The 18,941-nt window shown below is 36.6% G+C and carries 18 protein-coding genes; 3 read left to right on the plus strand and 15 right to left on the minus strand.

What is annotated here, in order from left to right:
- Nucleotides 1-2: 2 nt before the first annotated feature.
- Complete coding sequence (locus ESZ48_RS07820) at nt 3-845, minus strand: tetratricopeptide repeat protein (RefSeq protein WP_223266391.1); 843 nt, start codon at nt 843-845, stop codon at nt 3-5.
- Between the two features lie 202 nt (nt 846-1,047).
- Between ESZ48_RS07820 and ESZ48_RS07825 the strand changes: the two genes are divergently transcribed.
- On the plus strand, nt 1,048-2,271 hold the full coding sequence (locus ESZ48_RS07825) for a class I SAM-dependent rRNA methyltransferase (protein WP_129016774.1): 1,224 nt from the start codon (nt 1,048-1,050) through the stop codon (nt 2,269-2,271).
- A 132-nt stretch (nt 2,272-2,403) separates the two neighbouring features.
- Here ESZ48_RS07825 and ESZ48_RS19265 read toward each other — a convergent pair whose 3' ends face one another.
- Both ESZ48_RS19265 and ESZ48_RS07830 read right to left on the minus strand, forming a co-directional pair.
- Nucleotides 2,404-2,580: a hypothetical protein gene (locus tag ESZ48_RS19265; RefSeq protein ID WP_190246214.1), complete on the minus strand. Its 177-nt coding sequence runs from the start codon at nt 2,578-2,580 to the stop codon at nt 2,404-2,406.
- Nucleotides 2,581-2,669: 89 nt separating this feature from the next.
- Nucleotides 2,670-3,260 carry a hypothetical protein gene (locus ESZ48_RS07830; protein ID WP_129016775.1) on the minus strand — a complete coding sequence of 197 codons (591 nt, stop codon included), beginning with the start codon at nt 3,258-3,260 and terminating at the stop codon, nt 2,670-2,672.
- 176 nt (nt 3,261-3,436) lie between these two features.
- Between ESZ48_RS07830 and ESZ48_RS07835 the strand changes: the two genes are divergently transcribed.
- The gene (locus ESZ48_RS07835) at nt 3,437-5,722 is read left to right on the plus strand and encodes a glycoside hydrolase family 20 protein (protein WP_129016776.1); all 2,286 of its coding nucleotides are present in this window, start codon (nt 3,437-3,439) and stop codon (nt 5,720-5,722) included.
- Nucleotides 5,723-5,915: 193 nt separating this feature from the next.
- Here the strand turns inward: ESZ48_RS07835 and ESZ48_RS07840 are convergent, their stop codons facing one another.
- The 9 genes from ESZ48_RS07840 to ESZ48_RS07875 all read right to left on the minus strand — a co-directional run bounded on the left by ESZ48_RS07840 (nt 5,916) and on the right by ESZ48_RS07875 (nt 12,090).
- On the minus strand, nt 5,916-6,323 hold the full coding sequence (locus tag ESZ48_RS07840; protein WP_129016777.1) for a hypothetical protein: 408 nt from the start codon (nt 6,321-6,323) through the stop codon (nt 5,916-5,918).
- A gap of 224 nt (nt 6,324-6,547) precedes the next feature.
- Complete coding sequence (locus ESZ48_RS07845; protein ID WP_129016778.1) at nt 6,548-7,006, minus strand: YdcF family protein; 459 nt, start codon at nt 7,004-7,006, stop codon at nt 6,548-6,550.
- Nucleotides 7,007-7,057: 51 nt separating this feature from the next.
- Complete coding sequence (locus ESZ48_RS07850; protein WP_129016779.1) at nt 7,058-7,588, minus strand: hypothetical protein; 531 nt, start codon at nt 7,586-7,588, stop codon at nt 7,058-7,060.
- An 83-nt stretch (nt 7,589-7,671) separates the two neighbouring features.
- The gene (locus ESZ48_RS19270; RefSeq protein ID WP_190246215.1) at nt 7,672-7,818 is read right to left on the minus strand and encodes a hypothetical protein; all 147 of its coding nucleotides are present in this window, start codon (nt 7,816-7,818) and stop codon (nt 7,672-7,674) included.
- A gap of 18 nt (nt 7,819-7,836) precedes the next feature.
- Nucleotides 7,837-8,169: a hypothetical protein gene (locus ESZ48_RS07855; protein ID WP_129016780.1), complete on the minus strand. Its 333-nt coding sequence runs from the start codon at nt 8,167-8,169 to the stop codon at nt 7,837-7,839.
- 89 nt (nt 8,170-8,258) lie between these two features.
- Complete coding sequence (locus tag ESZ48_RS07860; protein ID WP_129016781.1) at nt 8,259-8,516, minus strand: hypothetical protein; 258 nt, start codon at nt 8,514-8,516, stop codon at nt 8,259-8,261.
- 199 nt (nt 8,517-8,715) lie between these two features.
- Nucleotides 8,716-9,831, minus strand: a complete 1,116-nt coding sequence (locus ESZ48_RS07865; protein WP_129016782.1) for a glycosyltransferase family 4 protein — start codon at nt 9,829-9,831, stop codon at nt 8,716-8,718.
- Nucleotides 9,832-9,974: 143 nt separating this feature from the next.
- Nucleotides 9,975-11,210: a M48 family metallopeptidase gene (locus tag ESZ48_RS07870; RefSeq protein ID WP_129016783.1), complete on the minus strand. Its 1,236-nt coding sequence runs from the start codon at nt 11,208-11,210 to the stop codon at nt 9,975-9,977.
- 70 nt (nt 11,211-11,280) lie between these two features.
- On the minus strand, nt 11,281-12,090 hold the full coding sequence (locus ESZ48_RS07875) for a TrmH family RNA methyltransferase (RefSeq protein ID WP_129016784.1): 810 nt from the start codon (nt 12,088-12,090) through the stop codon (nt 11,281-11,283).
- Between the two features lie 345 nt (nt 12,091-12,435).
- Between ESZ48_RS07875 and ESZ48_RS07880 the strand changes: the two genes are divergently transcribed.
- Entirely contained in the window at nt 12,436-13,239 is an 804-nt protein-coding gene (locus tag ESZ48_RS07880) for a DUF6503 family protein (protein WP_129016785.1), read from the plus strand.
- A 183-nt stretch (nt 13,240-13,422) separates the two neighbouring features.
- Here the strand turns inward: ESZ48_RS07880 and ESZ48_RS07885 are convergent, their stop codons facing one another.
- From ESZ48_RS07885 to ESZ48_RS07895, 3 genes are all read right to left on the minus strand, one after another.
- Nucleotides 13,423-14,724 (minus strand): amidohydrolase family protein, encoded by a 1,302-nt coding sequence (locus tag ESZ48_RS07885; RefSeq protein ID WP_129016786.1) that lies wholly within the window; start codon nt 14,722-14,724, stop codon nt 13,423-13,425.
- 85 nt (nt 14,725-14,809) lie between these two features.
- Nucleotides 14,810-17,776 carry an amidohydrolase family protein gene (locus ESZ48_RS07890; RefSeq protein ID WP_223266392.1) on the minus strand — a complete coding sequence of 989 codons (2,967 nt, stop codon included), beginning with the start codon at nt 17,774-17,776 and terminating at the stop codon, nt 14,810-14,812.
- 82 nt (nt 17,777-17,858) lie between these two features.
- Complete coding sequence (locus ESZ48_RS07895; RefSeq protein WP_129016787.1) at nt 17,859-18,926, minus strand: DUF3810 domain-containing protein; 1,068 nt, start codon at nt 18,924-18,926, stop codon at nt 17,859-17,861.
- Between the last annotated feature and the right edge of the window lie 15 nt (nt 18,927-18,941).

The following is an 18,941-nucleotide window of genomic DNA, read 5'->3' on the forward strand; positions in this document are numbered from 1 at the left end:
TTTTATCGCCATCTCACTTGATACGGATATCTTTCATAAATAACATTGTCCTCATTAAAAGTATAGCCTTTTTTGCCATTGATTTCAGCTAATTCATGTAATTCATCTGAGGCTTCAATTTTGCCAATTTTACTTAAACAAATGGCTTTGTAGTATTGAACATCCGAAAAATTATTATAAATCCCAAGTGCTAAATCAAACAATGCTATGGCGTCATGGTATTTCCCTTGCTCGTATTTGCTAATCCCATAATAAAATAAATCTACAGGATGCAGCCAATCTTTGCCGTGTTCATCGAGCTGTTTCTGATAGTCTTTTTCAAATATTTCTTCTGCTTTCTTGAATTCGTTAAGTTGTAAATAGGAAAGTGCAATGTGGAAGTCATATGTATGATCCATAACATAGCTATCTCCATAACGTTTTTTATAGTCTTCAAAATCGATAATGGCTTCTCTATAAGTTTTGGCAAATATGCATTTAATAAAAGCTCTATAATCTTGATAGCGTCGTCGGTCATAATTTACAGCATTATCAATGTAGATCATGCCTGCTTCATATTTACCTTGTTTAAATAATGGCATTGCTTTTTGTTGCCATAAGTAAGCAATTGTAGAATCCTTTGCCAACCCTTTATCAAGTTGCAATTGATACTCTTGTGAGTATAAATGATAATTATAAGCGTTGCTAAGAGTTTCATAACTGATGGAGTCTTGTTTTTGCTTATGTGCTTTTGATTCAGAAGTTTCGATCTCTATTGCCTTTTCTCCTGATTTTATTTTGTTTTGACAACTGCTGAAGGCTAGGTGAATTATAAAGACGAGAAAAATTTTATTGATGGAATTCATTGTTTTTTATCAAATGTTTGGTTGAAATATCACTGTGGAATAAAACTTACTTCGTGATGTTAATTTTGTCTCTCGTAAGAATAGCGATATAAAAGTCCGAAGAATTTTTGCGTCTTTTTGGTGGCACAATTTAGAAAATAATATCCATGTCCATAAGGAAATAGTATTTATAAGGCTAAATTTGTATGTTTTTCCTTTAAATATGTTTCACTACAACCTTCCGAATATTCAAGTACAACGATTAGCTGTCAAATTAAATCCTGCAGCTGAAAAGTTGGTCATGCAAATTGCCCATCCGTGGGTATTCTCGAAAAATATTGAGAAGATCAACAAACCTGGAAACGCAGGAGATATCGCTATTTTATTCAGACAAAAATCCAATGATGTGTACGGCGTTGGTTTGTATGATCCGGAGTCACCAATTCAAATTAAAATGCTGCATTATTATAGCGGTAAAAATATTGATAGGTCATTTTTCTTAGAGAAGATTACAGAAGCATTTGCTTTAAGAAAACCATTGTTGGAAACAAACACCAATAGTTACCGCTTATTGTTTGGGGAAAATGATGGATTCCCAGGATTCATTGCAGATGTGTATGCAGGGGTGATGGTTGTGAAATTATATTCAGCCATTTGGTTTCCATATTTAAAAGACATTTTAGAGTTATTAATTGAGGTTTCGGGATGTGAAACTGTGGTTTTACGTCTTAGCCGAAATCTTCAATCACAGAATCATTTTGACTTAAAAGATGGCATGATTTTATACGGAACGTTAGAAAACGAAGAAGTAGAATTAGTAGAACACGGTGTTTTGTTCACCGCCAATGTCATTAAAGGGCATAAAACAGGTTATTTTTTAGACCATCGCGAAAACCGAAAGAGAGTTGGCGTCTTAGCCAAGAATAAAACGGTTCTGGATGTTTTTTCTTATGCTGGCGGATTTTCAGTTCATGCATTGGCTGGTGGGGCTAAAGAAGTGACCAGTGTTGATATTAGTAAACAAGCTTTGCAATTGGCAACTTCAAATGCTGCTTTAAATGGTTTTGTGGACAATCATTTCACCTTGGCTGGCGATGCATTTTTGATTCTTGAACAATTAATTGAAGACGGATATACCTATGATGTGGTGATCATTGACCCGCCATCATTTGCAAAAAGCCAAAAGGAAGTGGCTACGGCAAAACATAAGTATGCCCAGTTGGCGCGATTAGGTGCCAAGTTGGTATCTGCTAAAGGTATTTTGGTATTGGCTTCGTGTTCTTCGCGCGTAGTGGCCGAAGATTTTTTCGAGATCAATGAAAGTGCCCTTAGAGCTTCTGGACATCAATTTGTAATGCAAGATCAAACCTACCATGACAGCGATCATCCCGTTACTTTTAAGGAAGGCGCCTATTTAAAATGTGGTTATTATAAATTCAGTTCCTGAATATCAGCAGAATGATTAAGTTCGACAGCGTCAACTAATGCTTTTATTGCGAATCCATAGGGTATAAAAATATTTTGCCACTGCGGAAATGAATTACCAACAATGGCAAATATTTAAACTGAAGTCTATTTTTTAAACTGCAATCTGTCTTCTTTTTACTAGAGCATAGCCTATAATATTCAGCACGAATCCTATAGTGGCAAGAGCGCCAGCAATCATATTCATTCTACCAGAATCTGGATATTGAATGATTAAAAAGAGGCAGATAGCAAAGGCTATTAAACTTAAAGGATAAATTAGATTCTTCATTATTTGAGATTTATAGCATTAAAATTAGTTAGTATTTCGCTGATATATAGCAAAATTCCATATTTAAATTTCAAAGGAAAGTAGATCTTTTAGTTTTCGGCTGCAGGTGTGATCATAACGTGCGAACGGTGCGTATTGGCATCCATCAGCCATGGCATGCCTGGTAATCCAGGTTGGGTAGGCAAACCAGTTTCTTCTGCGGTCATATAAGGTCTGTATAATACATAGCGAATTCTACTGTTTTTCAATTCCCCACTTTCAAAATCGTGATCTTCCTGCTTCGCATTTACCACATAAACGGCAGCCGGCTCTTTTGGCATCAACAAGGCTTCAGCATCGATTTCTTTTTTACGCATTTCACGCTTTTCTTCCTCAGTTTTGCCTTCAGCAATAAATTCGCGACCTCTGGCCATATATGCTTCCAACTTATCACTGTAACAAGACACACTGATGCGATCTTTGTTCGGGTCGTCGGCCAGGCAGACCAAGCCGTTGTTGCCCTCACGTATGGTAATGAGCTTGCCTTCTTGGTTATAACCTAAAATTTTCGCGCCTTCTTGATACATTTCAGGACAGGCATATAGCGCTGTTTTGATTTGACTTTCTGCGGAAGGAATCTTTGTTTGGCCAAACGATGAGGAGAAACAGATTAGAACGGATAAAAGAAATAAATTTTTCATAATTGAATTTTATAATTGGACTGCTTAAGTTACAAAACTTATTGGAAACTTTTAAAGAAAACAGAAATTAGAATCGTGTTTTATCGAGAACGATAACATTTGAAAGATTTCTAAACGATCGGATCTGTTATAAAATTAAATTATCTTGTCGCTCTTAAAGTAACACTTCCAAAACTATGAGATTTTTTAGACCCTTCTTTTTTTGTGTTTTATTGATCACGTTTTCCTGTAAAAAGGAGACTGTAGAAAAAACAGGCATCATTCCACAACCAAATTATATAAACTACCAAGAAGGAAGTTTTTTAATTACAGAAAACACGACTATTGTAGTAGATAGTTCAAAAGAAGGCCAATGGATTGCGAAAGAATTAAATTCTTTTTTGAATGAAAATTTTAATCTGGATCTAAAAATTACGGCAAAATCACAAGCAAATGCCATCCAATTTATAGTGAATGACAAAGACTCGGAAAAAGAAGCGTATCACTTAGAAGTTTCTAAGGAAGGCGTGTTAATCAACGCCAATTCCTACCAAGGAGTGTTTTATGGAATACAGACCTTGAAGCAGTTACTGACACCAAAAACCATAATAAAAAATCCTGTACTTAATTTTGTCGATATTGAAGATAGTCCGGAGTATGGCTGGAGAGGCATGATGCTGGACGTGTCGCGACATTTTTTGGAAAAGGATTCGGTTAAAAAAGTGATTGACATTTTAGCCATGCATAAAATGAACAAACTTCATTGGCATTTGGTGGATGGAATCGGTTGGCGAATTCAAATTGATAAATATCCTGAATTGACCAAGAAAGGCGCTTGGCGAAAAGTAAAAGAACATAAAAAACCATGGGAAGACTTTGAGTCAACTTATGAAGACGGTGAAGGAGAAGTGTACGGCGGCTTTTATACCAAAGATGATATCAAAGAAATTGTGGCCTACGCCGCCGAACGTTATATTGATGTGATTCCTGAAATTGAAATGCCTGGACATTCGGAAGCAGCCTTACAATGTTATCCTGAATTCATTTGCGAGGACGCTGAAAACACAGGCGTTTACTGTGCTGGAAATGATGGGTCCTTTGAGTTTTTACAGAATATTATTAACGAAGTGGTGGAATTGTTTCCATACCAATATCTGCATATTGGTGGTGATGAAGTAGGGAAGGAGGCCTGGTTGAATTGTAAGAGGTGTCAAAAACGAATGCGTGACGAGAATTTACAAAATGGCGAAGAATTGCAAAGCTATTTTGTAAAGCGTATGGAGAAATTTGTGCATTCCAAAAACCGTAAACTGATTGGCTGGGATGAGATTTTAGAAGGTGGTTTGCCAGAAAGAGCTGCCGTGATGTCGTGGAGAGGTTTTGAAGGCGGAATTGAAGCTGCCAACGCGGGCCATGATGTGGTCATGTCGCCCGCCTCACCGCTGTATTTTGATTATAATCAAGGCACGAGCGAGTTTGAACCACCATCATGGGGTGGTTACAATAACCTGCTTAAGGTATACCATTTCAATCCCGTTCCAGAAGATATTGCAGCAGATAAAAGGCATCATATCCTTGGTGGCCAAGCCAATCTTTGGACGGAACAGATCAAATCATTAAGCCACATTGAATATATGATGTTGCCAAGACTTTCTGCACTTTCAGAAGCACTTTGGACAAATGCAGACCAGAAAAATGAGCAAGAATTCATTAAAAAAATCGATGTTCATTTTGATAGACTTAAAGCCTTGGGCTACAACTTTTCCTGGAGCGCACTTTCTCCGGAATATGAGGTTACGTTTGATAAAAACGACAAAAAACATGTTCTCCAACTACAAAATGAACTGGGCATCTATGACATTCGGTATACTTTGGATGGTTCTACGCCGTCAACGACTTCGGAGCTCTATTCTAAACCCATCCAATATTCAGATCCCATCGATGTATATGCACAAACATTTAGAAATGGTGAGGCCATTGGATTTCCATTGAAAAAGCTGTTCTCTACAAGTTTTACAGAGAAAACGAAAGTAACCTATACCAATCCGTATAATGAAAGTTACAGTGGTGGTGGCGATCAAGCTTTATTTGACAATAGATATGCAAATCCGCGTGGTGACGATCCAAATTGGCAAGGACTTCCTCAGAAGGATTTTGAGGTGATCATTGATTTAGGAGAAAGCACGACCTTGTCCTATATTGGATTGAACTTTTTTCAACATCTTGCTTCTACGTCTGTGATGTTGCCAACCGAAATCACTATTGCCATTTCAAAAGAAGGAAAGGACTATCAAACAGTTTACCATGAAATCTTGGAAACGATTAAGGACAGAAACCCAATCATTAAAAGAATTGAAACTGATTTTGAGAAACAAAATCTTTCTTTCATAAAAATCACAGCGAAAAACAGAGGTAAATTACCAGATTGGCATATTCGGAATGGAGATGCTTGGGTGTTTGTTGATGAGGTTTCAATAAAATAGAAGCTTCTGAGATTTTAAGGTTTTGGGTTTTTTCTAGAGAATGTATGTTGTAAAGACTATGTGGAATTTGGTCTGTCTGAAATATTTGAGAACTGTTGGTGGAAAACACCAACAGTGGCTAGGTAGAAAACATCAAGTGGCGAAAATTTTAAGTTCTGTAGACTATTGGAAAACTCGTAGGATTATAAGCTATTCAATTGGTTTGAATGCCAATAGTGTGAAAAAAATCTTTTATTTTTGAGATATCTTTTTGGCTTTTAATGCCTATCAAATCTCTCGACTTCCCGTTTTTAAGTTTTAGACGCAACATTTTTCTGCCAAAAAATTGTTTTTCGTTTAGCGAAGTTATATCCGATAAGTTCAGACTTTCAGACGCTGTTTTTTTCAATAATTGATAGGTAATCAAGACGATTATAAAAAGCCCAAGAAGTATCCAAATAAAACCCATCCATTCAAATTGCTTTTTATTCAAAACAAATACTGGAAAAAGAACGGAATTGGCAAGCGTAAAAACCAGTGAGATTTTCAATAATAAAAACTGTTTTTTTAATCCATCTTTTATTTCAATCGACTTTTCATTTTCGTTAAATGTTATTTTCATAGGCTTAAATGTTTGATAATTCATTTATCGGAATACTAATATAACATTATATTCAGATTTTCTTGAGTCATCTTTGCCGAGTGCTTTCAAAGAATGAAGTCCAGAGATATTTAAAAACTGTTGGCGGAAAACACCAACAATGACTAAGTGGATATCACTACTCATTTCAAGCTATTCCCAAACTGAACTTTACTAAAAATAAAGTCCATTCTCAAGAATCGCATTTATTGCCTTTTTTTCATGCTGTTGTAATGCATCATAACATCTTTGTCCATTGTACTTTCTACACCAATGACATCCATCGAATAAGTTTTTAAAATTTCATTGAAAATCAGTTTTACTCTATTGACATGGTAATCGGAAGTAATAATTGTCAAGTTAATGTTCTCTAATTCAGATAGGATTTCTTTGGCTTTAACAGCATCTTCAACGGTGTTTCCTGACAAAGCAAAATCTAAGAAAACGGCTTCTGGAATTCCGTTTTCAATTAAATACTGTCGTGCCAATGAGGCATGTGCATGTTCCGAAGTGTTAAAATGTGCGCCCCATCCTCCCGTGCAAAGTATGAGATTACCTGGCTGATAATGATTGACACAATAATTTAATCTGCTTAGGGAAATATCGCTTAGTTTTCCGGAAGGTGAATTTGGACTGCCTAAAACTATTAAAACTTCTTTTTTCATGACGATTCAATTTCTTATTATGACAGAAGCAATTTAGTGTTTCATTAATTCTTAAGAATTTTTGAATTCCGTTCGGGAGTTCTTTAGTTGTCTAAAATCAAATTTCTCATGAAATACGGGACTATTTAGAATCCGTTCCATATCATTTTTTGACGCTCTATTTCTTATAAGAATTTCGAAATTGTATTTTTCGCCAGATGTTTCAGTAATGGCGATGTAATTCTTATTTCCGTATATGGAATGGGAAGACCAGCTTCCGTAATCGGTGTATTTCAAATAGATGTTTTCTAATTGATTTAGTGGCACGTTTTTGTTCAATCCATCTTTTTCAATGTGGATGACGTTATCAGATATTTTAAAAACTCCGATGGTTTTTGGTTTTATAAAAGACTGACCCAATAAAAAATAAATTCCAATTAAGTATATTAAAAATGTGGCATATTTTAAATATATGTTTTGGTTCTCTTTGTCAATTAAAAAGAGATAAGTTGTTGTGAGCACAAAAAGTACGGTAGCAACAATGCGAAACACCTTACTATATTCTTTGGTCTTAACTATTTCGGTTTTAAATTCTGGTTTCATTTTTAAAAATTCTGGGTGACGATCTAGACTAAGGTTTCGTTGTGCGTTTTGTTATTCCGTAAGATTTGTATTCATATATGAACTCAAAGTCTGTCTCCATTTTTCCATTCCCTTTTCGCTAAATAAAGTATTTTTTTTAGTGAATTTAAAGTGGTTATACCAAAACGCTCACTGTTTTCAGTTTGTTTTTTAAGTTCCAGCCATTTTAAATTTACTGCTACGTCTTCCAAAGTTTTATAGCTTCTATTTTACTTATATTCTTGAAATCCGTATTCTTTTATAGCCTCTAAATCATTTTTATTGACTTCTAAGATAATTCTCTTGCCAGTTAAACAAAAACATGCCAAACAAACTTGTTGAGTTCCTTTATCATCAATTGTCACATTCGATATAACAATATTTTTTGTCGCGAAGTAAGTTATTATTTGGTCTACTAAGTCTCTATTGTTTTCCATAGATTCCCATGGATCGCTACAATACGTTTGATTGTATATGACAAGGTTATTTTCTGATGAATCATCATCTGATGAGCATCCTAAAGATGTTAATCCAATAAGTAGAATTAATAGGTATTTTGTCATGATAATGTGTTTTAACCAAGTAGGCGAGTACTAAGTAATTGTTTTACACGGTAATTGTGTCTTTTTTTATTTCGTTCAGTTCAATGTTATTAAAATCCTTTTCCGAAAAATTTTGAAATGTCAAAATAATAAGAAATATCTTCTCCGTTCGATTTTGTCAATTGGAGAATGTCATAAGGTTTCTTTTTTTCAAAAACTAAAGATTGTCCTAGCAATTGACAATCCGCACAAACCTTTCGAACATAATCATATTCCTCCGAAACACTTTTTACGATAATTGCTTTCTCAAATGAACTTCCATCTCTTTGAATAATTCCGATATTTTTTGTGGATGAACAAGAAGTCATAATTATTAAGTAAATTATAAATCCAATTTTTTTCATAGTAATGTATGAATAGTGAAAAATTTTAAAAAAACATCCTTTTTAATCTTTGTTCGTATTTGAAGTAATGAAAATTATTATGAGCAAATGCAGTAAAGTTTGCTTTTGTAATTTAGAATTCATTTAACTGCCAAAAATAATCTTTGTTGTGAGAAGGCTTAAATTAGAGTGTTCTTTGATAAAGTTCTAACATCTCATCAATCATCGTGTCTTCCGAAAAATTATTGATAGCATGTTGATAGGCGTTTTCGCCCAATTCATTTAACACTTTAGGGTTTAGGGCGATGTTCTCAATCACCTTAGCTAGGTCCAAATGGTTTTCAGATTCAAAAAGATATCCATTTTTTCCAACAATAATTTGATCCTCCGCACCTTGGATATTTGATCTGATAACCGGTTTTTTCATCATCATCGCTTCAAGCGGAACCAAAGGAAAGCCTTCTCTTCGCGAAGCAAGAATTAAAACGTCCATCATCCTGTAAATGTCCTTTGGATCTCTAAAAGGAATTAAGGTGACCAAGTCATTAATCTGGTTTTCATTGATAAGTTGATGTAGCCACTCAATCTCACCATCACCCAGAATAATTAAATGAACATTCAAATGTTTACATTTACTAAAGGCTTCGACAATAACATCCACCCCTTTTCGATGGCTTACTGAACCTACAACACCAAAGACAATCTTATTCAAAGGGATGTTATACTGTTTTTTAAGGGTTGATACATCACTATCTTCCATGTTATCCTCGCTCGGTCTGACCCCGTTAAAAATCAATTTTACCTGACGCGGATCGTAATTGTAAGAAGTGATTAAAAAATCTTGTAACTCTCGACTTATGGCAATGGCATAATCAGCCTTTCTGTTTAGAAAATGTTTTGGAATTCCAGTAATATGATGGGTTACAATGAATTTTTTTCCGGTTAAAGATCTATAAATTGCAGCCAAATATGTAGTAACTGCATAATGTGAATGGATCACATCAGGCTTAATTTTAAATAATTGATATAATGTAAATGGAGTTGCATAAATATAAAAGAACAATTGTTTAATCTTCGAGACAAGATTAATTGTCGTGTATAATGGAAAGGGAAGCTTAACAAAACGAACGCCACTTTTCTTTGCTTTTTCAAATAACTTGATTGCGCTGAGATCATCTCCAGGACCTCTGGTTAAAATATAGACCTCATTACCTCTCTCTATTAGATTCTTAGCAACAGAATAAATATGTGTGGTAGAACCTTCGGCAGGAAGATATCTTGCTAGGAAAACAATTTTCATAATGGATTATTCTTTAAAAGAATGTAATTTAATATTAAAATCTCAATATACAATTTCATGGGATTGGATTGGTGAATGTAGCAACATTCTTATCGTTTTTTGTATAAATGAATTAGGAGGTATTAAAATTGGATGTAGCCTCTTTAGTTTTTCCTCAAATTCCTCACTCGTTCCAAAAGCGTCGGATGGGAATAGTGCACCCAAACATAAGCAGGATGCGGGGTTAAGTTGCTCAAGCTGTTTTTTGAGAGCTTTTTTAAAGAGCTTACTAAAGGTTCGCTTTTGTAGGTGTTTTTGGCATAATCATCTGCTTGGTATTCGAATTTTCGGGAAAAATGGTTCATCACAAATCCGGTCAATTCAGAAATAGGTGAGTAGAGCAATCCGAAAGCAATCAATCCCACATGGAAACTTGGGATGTCCACACCTAGCGCATTGGACAACAGCGGATTCGAAATAAAAATGGAGAGAATAAATAAGGTCAATCCTGTAAGTAGTAACGACGCGATGAGATTAAAGATGATATGTTTCTTTTTATAATGTCCAACCTCATGTGCCAAAACGGCAACAATTTCTTCGTCCTCCAAATCATTTACCAAGGTATCGTAAAGTGTGACACGTTTCTCACTGCCAAATCCTGAGAAATAGGCATTGGCTTTGGTACTGCGTTTGGAACCGTCAATGATAAATATTTTATCAAGATTAAAACCTACAGAATTGGCATATGCTGAAATCTTATCTCTTAAGTCGCCTGCTTCCAAAGGCGTTTGCTTGTTGAATATTGGCACGATAAGTCGCGCATAGAACATATTGGTAAAAATACTGAATACCGCTACAAGTGCCCAGGCATACAGCCAAAAGTGGGTGCCGGTCACGTCGTAAAACCAAACAATCAATGCTAAAAGACCGCCGCCAATAAGGGCCATCATCAATAGACCTTTAAACTTATCCATTATAAAAGTGGCTTTTGTAGTCTTGTTGAAACCAAAGCGTTCCTCAATAACAAAGGTTTGATAATAGGAAAAAGGCGTATTGATGAGATCACTTCCCAACATGATGATCCCAAAAAAGATCAATGCAATAATGATAGGATGATCACTATAACTTCGCGCGATAGTATCGACAAATTCAAAACCGTCCAACCCTAAAAAGACCAGGGTCAATACCAGTGAGAATGTAGAGGTAATCAGCCCAAATTTATAGTTGGTGGTTTTATAGTCCTGCGATTTTTGATATTCCACCTGATCATACACATCCGTCAACTTCTCAGGAATGGGATCGTTATAATGTTTGGCATTTAGGGCATCTAAAATTTTATCGACTATAAAATCTATGACAATGATGGCGATGATGATGTAGAATAGGGGTGTAGCGTTCATGGGTTGATTTCCAATCTTTAAAATTCCAATGTCAAGTTAAGTTGGAATTTGAAATTTGTGTTTTATTTTATTACGAAATTTCTTCTGAGAAATTTCGCTGTCTTTTGGCCTCAAAAATAAGGATTCCTGCAGCAACGGACACGTTCATACTATCAATTTCGCCGTGCATGGGGATGATAATGTTCTGGGTGGATTGTTGCAGCCATTCGTCACTCAAACCTGTGGCTTCGGTGCCCATGACAATGGCGGTTGCTTTGGTGAAATCTTGTGTGGTATAGATTTGAGAGGCTTGTAAGGCAGCACAATAAATTGAAATCTGCTTTTCTTTTAAGAAGGCGATAATTTCAGAAGTGGAACCCATAGCAATCTGATTGGTGAAAATACAGCCCACACTACTTCTGATGATATTGGGATTGTATAAATCGGTTTTTGGGTTGGCAATGATTACCGCATCAACATTGGCAGCATCTGCCGTTCTTAGGATCGCACCAATATTACCTGGTTTTTCAGGAGCTTCTGCCACCAAAATCAATGGATTTTCCGACTTAAATACGAGGTTTTTTAAATCATGTGATTTCGTTTTAGCCACGGCAATGACGCCTTCAGTCGTGTCACGGTGTGCCAGTTTTTGATAGACCTCCTTCGAGATCTGTATGGTAGTCTGTTGATGGGTGCTTAGACTGTTGAGCTGAGTTTCAGAACATAGCTCAGGATAATACAAAATGGTTTCCATATGATAACCGCCTTTAATGGCCAAACCAATTTCGCGGGCACCTTCAATTAAAAACAACCCCGATTTTTTACGATCTCTTGATTTTTCCTTGAGCTGATAGAGTTCTTTGATATAGGAGTTTTGAACGCTTGTTATTTCTTTATTCACAGATTAGTAGTATTTTGCTGTCGCAAATTTACTGAATATGAGAGAACAAATCTCGTATTCAAGAAAAATTGAATGACGAAAGTGCTGGCTCAAGAAACTTGGTTTTTAGGCACCAATGCCATAAATACGCACTGATTTTGATTCTTTTGCGTTTATTTTTAATGCGTTTTTTAGCAACAATTTTATAATCCCTTTCGTTTTCTGTTTTTACCTAATTTTATAATCCTTAATTTGTCGACGATTTAACTAAACTGATTCCCATTTTACAGGGAATTCTAAACACTAATAACATTGCCTCGTTTCGGTTTACCAACAGATCGAACAGGGAATGAAAATGAAATTCTTATGAAAAACACCTTTTATTTGTTGATGCTTATCGCATTAATGATCTCTTGTAAAGACAAAACTCCTGAAACAAAAATTGAAAGCGAACCTTATATTGAAGAAGAACTCGATGTGACCACAAGCGCCTATCCTGAAAACATCACCAAAGTTTTTGATGCCCACGGCGGACTTGACACTTGGAATGAGATGGCCACTTTAGAGTTTTCCGTTGAAAAACCTGGCGGTTATGAAATTACAACCACCGATTTAAAAGATCGTTATGCGTTGATAGAAATGCCAAAACATACGATTGGTTTTGATGGTGAAGTGCTTTGGATGAAGAATAGAGACAACACTAAATATGAAGGGGATCCGAAGTTTTACTACAACTTGATGTTTTATTTTTATGCCATGCCGTTTGTCTTGGCCGATGATGGCATTATGTATGCTGATGCTGAACCTTTAGATTTTGAAGGTAAAACCTATCCGGGCATCCAAATTTCGTACGAAAGTGGCGTGGGCCAGTCTCCAGATGATGAATACGTCATGTACTATGATCCAGAAACCAATCAAATGGCGTGGTTAGCTTATACCGTGACTTTTGGTAAAGATGAAAAAAGTAAAGACTTTAAATTTATTAAATACAGTAATTGGCAAGAGGTTGAAGGACTAATACTACCTGAAACTATGGTGTGGTATAACGTGGAGAACAACAAACCAACTACTGTGAAAAGTGAAATTAAATTTGTAAGCCCGATGTTAACAACGGTTGTGATGGATTCAAGAGTCTATGGTAGACCGGAAGGTGCTGAGATGATTCAGTAAATTGAATTAAGACCGCTTACTTCGACTTCGCTCAGCACAAGTCGCTGTTATCATTCACAATATATTATAAAAAAAATCTGTCACTCTCTTTAAGTCAAGAATGACAGATTTTTTAAAATATAGAAAAACTTTTTTAAATGAAAGCGCTAACTTCAAACTTCGCGCTTCCAGCTTCTAACTCCATTATTTCTTCTCAGCTTTATACTTGTTATCATAACGATGGTACAACTCTGTTTGGTGCGTTTCCAAACTTATCAAACGACCATCAATAAACGCATGGGTCAATTGATTGGTGCGCATGTCCAATGCATCTCCTTCGCTAATAAATAATGTGGCGCTTTTACCTTCTTCCAAAGTGCCGTAATCTTTATCGATACCTAATATTTTGGCAGTGTTTGAGGTAATGAGTTTTAATGCTTCTTCTTTATCCAAACCATGTGCAACCGTAGTTCCTGCATAAAATGGCAAATTTCTAGAACTCATACGCTCCATGGATCCGTTGGCATTTAAAGCCACCAAAACGCCTTTGTTTACCAATAAGGTTGCTAATTTATACGGTAAATCATAATCATCATCTTCTTTGGATGGAAGTGAGTGGATACGTTGTAAAATGACCGGAATGTTGTGTTGTTTTAACAAATCGGCTACTTTATAAGATTCACTGCCACCAACAATGACCAGATGTTGCACCTTGTTGTTTTTAGCAAAATGAATGGCGTCTGTGATCCCTTTTTCGTCATCAACATTGATATATAACTTTTTTGAGCCATCAAATAAACCTTGGGTGGCTGCATAAGGTAAATTGGTCGTAGTTTTTTCTCCAGCCGCATAAGCTTTGGTCTCATTAAAAAATGCGGTGACATCATCCACTTGTTCTTTATATTTATCGTTGCTCTTCAATCCTGGATCTTCTCCTAACCACCATCTGCCACGAGTAAAGCTACTTGGCCAATTCAAATAAATGCCATCGTTCACTTTAACGGTAGCATCTTCCCAGTTCCAAGCATCAAATTGCACAACGGATGACGTTCCGGAAATACGACCGCCTTGTGGAGCAATCTGTCCCATCAACACCCCATTTGGGCGCATGGATTCGATCACTTTTGATTCGGCGTTATAAGCAATGATACTTCTGATATGGGGATTCATTTCTCCAATCTCGCTTTCATCAACAGTGGCCTTTACGGCATCAATCTCCGTCAGACCCAAAGTAGAAGACGGCACGATAAATCCAGGATAAACGTGTTTTCCATCAGCTTTGATGACTTCCATCCCAGAAAGATCTGTTTGTGACGCATTGGACACTGTGGTTAATTTCCCATCTTTAAAAATGATGAGGCTGTTTTCAATGACCTGCCCATTGCCTAAATGTGCGGTTGCACCGGTAATAGCTATCGGTTGGGATTGCTTTGATGCTGGTGTTTGTTGTGCAAATCCAAAGGAGGTGCACAAAATTGCTATGAGTATGTATGTTATTTTTTTCATATGAAACTTATTTTCATTTTATAATTTTTATTTTGGCACGAATGCTCAAACCTTTAATTTTCATCTTAAACCTCTGAACTCTGAATTATTCAGAGTCACAGTGGAACATCTCCTTTTCTTTCTTTTTAATTGGCTGTGTCTTCAAACCTTTGTTTTTGGCCTGTAACATGTCATTGATCAGTTCATTTCTTTCTTGTTTGATTTGTGCTCTCATCATTTCATCACGCTTTAAATCGAAATAAGTGACACCTTCAATAAGCGTTTTTTCAGCTTTAGCGTAAATAGACAAAGGATGGTCGGTCCAAAGTACCACATCGGCATCTTTACCAACCTTGATACTGCCTACGCGATCATCAATATGTAACAATTTTGCAGGATTTAACGTGACAAACTTCCAAGCTTCTTCTTCACTAACGCCACCGTACTTAACAGTTTTTGCGGCTTCTTGGTTTAGTCGACGGCTCATTTCACCATCATCACTATTAATGGCTACGGTGATGCCTACATCATGCATAATCGCAGCATTGTAAGGAATGGCATCATTAACCTCGTATTTATAGGACCACCAATCGGCAAATGTTGAACCACCTACACCGTGCTCAAGCATTTTATCGGCTACTTTATAACCTTCTAAAATATGTGTGAACGTATTGATTCTGAAGTTGAATTGGTCTGCAACTTTCATAAACATATTGATTTCACTTTGTACATAAGAGTGGCAACTGATAAAACGTTCGCCATTCAAGATTTCGACAAGTGTTTCCATTTCGATATCCTTGCGGTATGGTTTGCCACTTTTTTTAAGTGCTTCATATTCTTTCGCTCGTGTAAAATAATCGACATACACTTGCTCAACACCCATTCTGGTCTGTGGGAATCTACCACCGCTCCAATTGGATTGTTTAACGTTTTCGCCTAAAGCGAATTTTATATACTTTGGGCTGTTGCTAATGATCAAATCTTTGGCTGCATGTCCCCATTTTGGTTTGATGATGGCAGAACGGCCCCCAATTGGGTTTGCCGAACCGTGAAGAATTTGAATGGAGGTGACACCACCAGCTAAATTTCTGTAGAGGTTGATATCGGTGTCATCAAGGACGTCTTCAATAGTCACTTCTGCCGATGAGTTTTGCCCACCTTCATTTATGGACGCCGCAGCAATATGTGAATGCTCATCAATAATACCCGCCGTCAAATGTTTGCCAGTGGCATCAATCGATGTTGCGCCACGCTCAGTTAAATTCTTGCCGATTTTTGCAATCTTCCCATTTTTAATGAGGACATCGGTGTTTTCTAAAATACCGTCTTTTTCGTTGGTCCAAACGGTGGCATTTGTAAACAATAAGGTTTCAGTCTTAGGCAATGTTTCAAATCCGTAGCCATTATTAGGGAAAGTGATTGGAGATACAGTCGCCACTGCATCTTTTTTGTCCTCATCAGAATCCTCTTTTTTCGAAGTCGCATCTTTTTTGGATTCTGAATGTTTTGCGTAGAAGCCCATTTCAGCCCCGGTTGGTAAAATGGCTCTTCCAGTCAGATTTTTATTGGCATCTACATTGGCAATAACCCTAACAAATTCTTGTTTTGTACTATCCTGCGTGGTAAAAGTAAGATTTACCCAATCATCAGCGTAAGCTATTTTGGAGCCGCGTTTTTTGTCATTGGCAGTGATTTCTGCTTTCATTTTGCTCAATTCTCCCGAAAGGGTCATTTCGTAAGCTTCGCCAGCAAGCGTAAATTCATATTTTCCGGTAATATCAACAATACCGCTGTTTTCAATGGTGTTCTTATAGCCTTGAACCCAGTTTTCATAAAGCGTCGTTTTCTTGTCAAAAATATCGCCTGAAGTGATCAGGAAATTAGCGTAATTACCATTTCTCAAAGAGCCTATTTTGTCTGATTTTCCTAATAATTGTGCTGGAATAGTAGTTAAAGCCTCTAAAGCTTTTTCTTTGGAAAGTCCCGCTTCAATAGCTTTCAATAGATTTGATTTGAATTCTTTAGCCGATTTTAAATCGTGCGTTGTGAATGCAAATGTGATGTTGTTTTCCGCCAATAATTTTGGATTGGTCGGTTTTTGGTTCCAAGCTCTCATGTCATGGACTGAAAGGGTAGAAGCAAGAAATGCATTTTCAACATCATAGGCATCAGGGAAATTGATAGGGATGATCATTGGTGCGTTCATGGCCTTGATCTCGTCCATACGCTCATATTCATCGCCACCACCCACAATAACATATTGGATGTTGAAAAGATCGCCTACTTTATCAGCACGTAGATTGTTGGCTCTGCTGCCTGCCTCAAAGATTTGAACCAAGGATTTGTTGTTGTTTAAGGCTTCAATGGAAAGGTCTTTTGTGGTGATATTGCCCTTGGCATACCAATCGGCATCATAATATAACTGTCGCAATAAGGCCATACTCCCCATAATTGAAGACGGATAAGCCTGATTGGATTTGACACTCTTGCTGAAAGAAAGGTACTGCGCCGATTTCGCATCCAGAATCCGCATCGCATTATCGTCGTTTGAATTTAAGGCCACCAATGTTCCAGTGCCGCGAACGATCCCGTCTTGAATATGTGTGTTGACCACTCCAAAACCCGCTTTGATTAAATCTTCAGCTTTTTTGGAATCGTATTTAAATTGGTCAATGGCATTGTTTTCTGGCATGATATGATCATTCCAGTAGTAACCTGATCGTGAAGCATCGTATTGAGAACTTCTGCCGCCTGCTGGGCGTTTTGGTTTTTCAACTCCAAAATCAGAATACATATCAATAAAAGAAGGATAGATGCTTTTTCCAGAGGCATCTATTTGCGTCGAGTTTTTCGGGATGCTTACCGAAGTTCCTGACGCTACCACTTTACCATCTTTAATGAGCAAGGTACCCTTTTCAATAACTTGAGTGGGAGTTACATAGATTTTGGCATTTGTAATAGCAGTGTAATTGGTGTTTTTCGTTGCAACACCGTCGTTTTTAGGGAAATAGTCCTGTGCAAGCATAGAAAAGCTGCACACAAACGTCATGAAGGTCAAAACTGTTTTAATCATAAGGTTGGGATTAGTTAGAAATTGAGTTCTAAAGATAAAAAATTAGGAGATTTTAGTGGGTTATTAAGATAGTTTTAACAGTTTAAAGCGGGTTCTCTTCAAAGTAGTTGACTAAAAGTGCTACCACATAACTATAACTCTCAATTCCCCCTTTTTGATTGTTGGCCATTAAAAATCCGCTGTAGGTCTTTTTGAAGAAAATTTCGGAAACATTTTCATAGGATCGCCAAAACAGGCGCATCTCCTCATAATTTTTTAAAACCCCAATATGGACTTTCACAATAAGTTCTTCATATTTATTGGGGTCTCTCAAATAAAGATCATTTAAGCAATGTCTTAGGGCAAAGGAATATCCCGAATAATTAAAGTAAATATTCTCATGTTTCATAGCTGCCATGGCACCGATAAAATTGGCTTCGTTTTCTGCGGCATAACCCAATTGATGTGCTATTTCATGACTTGTAGTCGTAGGATATTTATAGGTGGGGATAAGGCCATCAATTTGCGCTTCATTGGTAAACGGATTCAAATAACCACTAAATCCCATATAGGTTAAAGGCAAACTGTATATAGAACGCTTCAAACTGCTTGGCCAATACGCCAGATTTGGATATTCTTTGGCGAGTTGGTCATAGCCTTTTGGCGCCAATTTAATAAGTTCGCGTTTGGTATATGGCATCACAACCATGGTGGTGTCATTCTTTTCAATAATACCATGGATGAGGTTTGTTTTTAGAATGAGATCTTCGGTGAATTTTACTAATTCTGCGGTGGAATAATCGTTATCAATTTTTAACGATTGGTGCAAGGGGAGTCTATAATAATTAAAAGCCCAAAGGATATGAAAAGCAAAGTAGCCAACAGAAACTGCCGATAAGATATCCAAAACATAATTTTTGGTATCCGTTCGCACTCGTTTTCTATTTTTGAAAAACCATCGGATGATATAAATACCTGCAATGGTATAGAGCATGTCACCAACCGAAAACGGAATCCATCCAAAAACAAAATGCATCGCTTTTGAAATCCATTTGTAAATCCCGTTGCTGTAATAGTTTTCAACAAAATCTGGAAAATTTGCTAAAACTTTTATGAGCAAAATCTGTAAGATCAGTGATAGGGCAACAATAAGTTTAATGTGTTTGCGCATGCCTCAAAAATAGAA

Source organism: Gelidibacter gilvus (genome assembly GCF_004115975.1).
GTDB classification, from domain to species: domain Bacteria; phylum Bacteroidota; class Bacteroidia; order Flavobacteriales; family Flavobacteriaceae; genus Gelidibacter; species Gelidibacter gilvus.

Coding starts and splice junctions, on each gene's coding strand:
- ESZ48_RS07860 (WP_129016781.1), bottom strand. CDS start 8,516: ATGACTTCTTGTTCATCCACAAAAAATATCGGAATTATTCAAAGAGAT.
- ESZ48_RS07880 (WP_129016785.1), top strand. CDS start 12,436: ATGAAAAACACCTTTTATTTGTTGATGCTTATCGCATTAATGATCTCT.
- ESZ48_RS19265 (WP_190246214.1), bottom strand. CDS start 2,580: ATGAAGAATCTAATTTATCCTTTAAGTTTAATAGCCTTTGCTATCTGC.
- ESZ48_RS07870 (WP_129016783.1), bottom strand. CDS start 11,210: ATGAACGCTACACCCCTATTCTACATCATCATCGCCATCATTGTCATA.
- ESZ48_RS07840 (WP_129016777.1), bottom strand. CDS start 6,323: ATGAAAATAACATTTAACGAAAATGAAAAGTCGATTGAAATAAAAGAT.
- ESZ48_RS07850 (WP_129016779.1), bottom strand. CDS start 7,588: ATGAAACCAGAATTTAAAACCGAAATAGTTAAGACCAAAGAATATAGT.
- ESZ48_RS07890 (WP_223266392.1), bottom strand. CDS start 17,776: ATGATTAAAACAGTTTTGACCTTCATGACGTTTGTGTGCAGCTTTTCT.
- ESZ48_RS07885 (WP_129016786.1), bottom strand. CDS start 14,724: ATGAAAAAAATAACATACATACTCATAGCAATTTTGTGCACCTCCTTT.
- ESZ48_RS07855 (WP_129016780.1), bottom strand. CDS start 8,169: ATGACAAAATACCTATTAATTCTACTTATTGGATTAACATCTTTAGGA.
- ESZ48_RS07845 (WP_129016778.1), bottom strand. CDS start 7,006: ATGAAAAAAGAAGTTTTAATAGTTTTAGGCAGTCCAAATTCACCTTCC.
- ESZ48_RS07825 (WP_129016774.1), top strand. CDS start 1,048: ATGTTTCACTACAACCTTCCGAATATTCAAGTACAACGATTAGCTGTC.
- ESZ48_RS07895 (WP_129016787.1), bottom strand. CDS start 18,926: ATGCGCAAACACATTAAACTTATTGTTGCCCTATCACTGATCTTACAG.
- ESZ48_RS07820 (WP_223266391.1), bottom strand. CDS start 845: ATGAATTCCATCAATAAAATTTTTCTCGTCTTTATAATTCACCTAGCC.
- ESZ48_RS07865 (WP_129016782.1), bottom strand. CDS start 9,831: ATGAAAATTGTTTTCCTAGCAAGATATCTTCCTGCCGAAGGTTCTACC.
- ESZ48_RS07835 (WP_129016776.1), top strand. CDS start 3,437: ATGAGATTTTTTAGACCCTTCTTTTTTTGTGTTTTATTGATCACGTTT.
- ESZ48_RS07830 (WP_129016775.1), bottom strand. CDS start 3,260: ATGAAAAATTTATTTCTTTTATCCGTTCTAATCTGTTTCTCCTCATCG.